Raw genomic sequence first — 3,032 nt, forward strand, 5'->3', positions numbered from 1 at the left:
GGATCAGTCAGCCTATTCGTTGCCTGACACACTGCATTCGCGCGCAAGCCCGCTCCCACCCAAGCCCGCTCCCACATCTGTAAGGGGGAAACCTTGAAAATGAAGCGTCTACTCGGCCTGTTGGCCCTGTTCTCTCTGCTCGCCGGCTGCGCCAGCGGCCTCATCGACCCCAACGGCTATGACGAAACCGGCTCCGCGTCCTACTACGGCGCCAAACACCACGGCAACCGCACTGCCAGCGGTGAACCGTTCAACCAGAATGCCCTGACCGCCGCCCATCGTCGCCTGCCCTTCGGCACGCAGGTGAAGGTCACCAATCTCGACAACAACAAAAGCGTCGTTGTCCGCATCAATGATCGCGGCCCGCATACCCGTGGGCGCCTGATCGACCTTTCACGCAAGGCCGCCGAACAGATCGGTATGATCGGCAGCGGCACCGCGCGCGTTCGCGTGCAAGCCCTCAGCAACTGACCGACGGAGCCCAGGCCATTTCCGCATTAACCGCCCTCTCGCCCTTTAGCCTGATCGAACTGATCAGCGGCCTGCTGCTGTTGATCTTCGGCGCAGAAGTATTGGTGCGCGCCGCCGTGCGCCTGGCGGCCAGCCTCAAGGTGCGCCCGCTGATCATCGGCCTGAGCATCGTCGCCTTCGGCAGCAGCGCGCCGCAGATGGCGATCAGCTTGCAAGCGACCCTGGCGGACAACACCGACATCGCCGTGGGCAGTGTGATCGGCAGCAGCATCTTCAACACCCTCGTGACCCTTGGCCTGGCAGCCCTGATCATTCCGCTGCGGGTCTCCCGGCAACTGGTACGCCTGGATATCCCGATGATGATCATCGCCAGCCTGCTGGTGTTTGTGCTAGCCGCCAATGAAGAACTCACGCCGATCGATGGCCTGTTACTGCTGGTGGCCCTGGTGGCCTACCTCGGCGTGCTGCTCTACCAGACCCGCCACTCCCGCCGCCCGCGCACCCGGGACATTGTGGTGCAGGCGCCGTGGCTGAGCAGCGTGCTGCTGATGCTCGGTGGACTGTTGATCCTCGTACTGGCCGGGCACCTGCTGCTGGGCGCGGCGGTGGACGTGGCCTCTGACCTGGGCCTGTCGGAACGCATCATCGGCCTGACGCTGATTGGCGTCGGCACTTCCCTGCCCTGCCTGGCCACCTCACTGATCGCCGCCCTGCGCGGCCAGCGGGAAATTGCCGTGGGCAACGTGATCGGCAGCAACCTGTTCAACCTGCTTGGGGTGCTGGGCTTTACCGCCCTGGTGGCGCCCTCGCCGTTGTCGGTGTCGCCCAATGCCCTGGATTTCGACCTGCCGGTAATGCTCGGCGTGGTCGCCCTGTGCCTGCCGGTGTTTTATTCGGGCTACCGCGTCACCCGGGCCGAAGGCCTGGTATTCCTGGGCCTGTACCTGGTGTACGGACTGCACGTGGTGTCGTTCACCTTCGGCATGCCGCTGGCCAACAAGCTTGAACAACTGATGCTGTATTACGTCCTGCCAGCGCTGGTGGCTTTCCTGTTGTTCACCTCGCTGCAAGCCTGGCGCCGCCAACACAAGAGGGAATCGCAATGACCGAACAGAAAAAGCCCGGCGTTGAAATGCGCCGCCAGGTGATGGGTGATGTGTTTGTCGATCGGGCGCTGGGCAATGCCACGGAGTTCAGCCAGCCGCTGCAGGATTTCGTCAACGAGCATGCCTGGGGCAGCGTGTGGAATCGCGAAGGGTTGCCGCTGAAAACCCGCAGCCTGATCACCCTCGCCGCGTTGACCGCCCTCAAGTGCCCGCAGGAACTCAAGGGCCACGTGCGCGGCGCGCTGAACAACGGTTGCACCGTGGAGGAGATTCGCGAGGCGCTGCTGCATTGTGCGGTGTATGCCGGTGTGCCGGCGGCGATTGACGCCTTCCGCGCCGCGCAGGAAGTGATCGACAGCTACCAGAAAGACGCCTAGATCCAGCCACCCGCCTGCAACACGAAAATCCCGATATTCGTGGTCACCGCCGCCATCAAGGTGGTGATCACGATAATCGCGGCCGCCAGTTCATGATTGCCCTCCGCCGCCCGCGCCATGACAAAACTGGCCGCCGCCGTGGGCGCGCCGAAGTACAGGAACAGAATCCCCAACTCCGGCCCACGGAACCCCAGCAGCCACGCCCCCAGGGTCGCGATCACCGGCAGCCAGACCATCTTCATCAAGCTGGCACTCAGGGCCATGTCGCCGCTTTTGCGCAGCGCCGCCAACGACAACGTGCCACCGATACAGATCAACGCCAATGGCAACGTCATGTCCGCCAGGTACTGCCCGGAGGATTCCAGCCAGCCAGGCAAGCCAATCTGGAAGTACGCGAAGGGCGCCGCCGCGATCACGCTGATGATCAACGGGTTGGCCAGCACGCTTTTGAAAATGCTCCACGGGTCGGACTTGATCACCGGGCTGTACACCGCCAGCACAATGGTCGACAGGGTGTTGTAGAACAGGATCACCAGCGCCGCGAGCACCGCGCCGAGGGAAATCCCGTAGTCGCCGTACATACTGGCGGCCAGGGCCAGGCCGATCACACCGTTGTTACCGCGAAACGCGCCTTGGGCATAGATGCCGCGATCTTCCCGCGGGCACCGAAAGATCGCCCAGCCCCAGGCCAGGGCGAAGCTCAGCAGCGTAGCGACGGCGAAGTAGATCAGCAGGCCCGGCTTGAGGGCTGAATGCAGGTCGGCGTGGAGAATCCCGAGGAACAGCAACGCCGGCATGGTGACGTTGAACACCAGGGCCGAAGCGATGTGGATAAAGTTGTCGTTGATCCAGTTGATGCGCTTGAGCAGGACGCCCAGGAACAGCATGGCAAACACCGGCGCGGTGATGTTCAGGGTTTGTAGGAAGATTGCCAGCATGCCGGAGAGAACCTTGGGTGGGCGTCGGTAGGTGGCTAATGATAAGCCAGCATGGCCAGCTTCGTCTGGACTACCGCTTTCGCGAGCAAGCCCGCTCCCACATTTGACCGAGTTCTACCTTTGGAATGCAGTCAAATGTG

4 protein-coding genes are annotated in these 3,032 nt (G+C 62.9%); 3 read left to right on the forward strand and 1 reads right to left on the reverse strand.

The annotated features are described in order from the left end of the window. Window positions 1–99 precede the first annotated feature (99 nt). From ACW9I6_RS31740 to ACW9I6_RS31750, 3 genes are read left to right on the forward strand one after another with little or no spacing between them, the layout of a single operon-like run. Window positions 100–471 carry a septal ring lytic transglycosylase RlpA family protein gene (locus ACW9I6_RS31740; RefSeq protein WP_003216071.1) on the forward strand — a complete coding sequence of 124 codons (372 nt, stop codon included), beginning with the start codon at window positions 100–102 and terminating at the stop codon, window positions 469–471. A gap of 59 nt (window positions 472–530) precedes the next feature. Beyond that, window positions 531–1,577: a calcium/sodium antiporter gene (locus ACW9I6_RS31745; RefSeq protein ID WP_457340219.1), complete on the forward strand. Its 1,047-nt coding sequence runs from the start codon at window positions 531–533 to the stop codon at window positions 1,575–1,577. Next, window positions 1,574–1,954 (forward strand): carboxymuconolactone decarboxylase family protein, encoded by a 381-nt coding sequence (locus ACW9I6_RS31750; RefSeq protein ID WP_003216068.1) that lies wholly within the window; start codon window positions 1,574–1,576, stop codon window positions 1,952–1,954. The genes ACW9I6_RS31745 and ACW9I6_RS31750 overlap by 4 nt, the downstream gene beginning before the upstream one ends. Here ACW9I6_RS31750 and ACW9I6_RS31755 read toward each other — a convergent pair. After that, the gene (locus ACW9I6_RS31755; protein ID WP_003216066.1) at window positions 1,951–2,892 is read right to left on the reverse strand and encodes an AEC family transporter; all 942 of its coding nucleotides are present in this window, start codon (window positions 2,890–2,892) and stop codon (window positions 1,951–1,953) included. The genes ACW9I6_RS31750 and ACW9I6_RS31755 overlap by 4 nt on opposite strands. Window positions 2,893–3,032 lie beyond the last annotated feature (140 nt).

Source organism: Pseudomonas sp. SDO5522_S412, assembly GCF_054071215.1.

Excerpts from the sequence above, each read along its gene's own strand:
- ACW9I6_RS31740 (WP_003216071.1), top strand. The coding sequence starts at position 100 with ATGAAGCGTCTACTCGGCCTGTTGGCCCTGTTCTCTCTGCTCGCCGGC.
- ACW9I6_RS31750 (WP_003216068.1), top strand. The coding sequence starts at position 1,574 with ATGACCGAACAGAAAAAGCCCGGCGTTGAAATGCGCCGCCAGGTGATG.
- ACW9I6_RS31755 (WP_003216066.1), bottom strand. The coding sequence starts at position 2,892 with ATGCTGGCAATCTTCCTACAAACCCTGAACATCACCGCGCCGGTGTTT.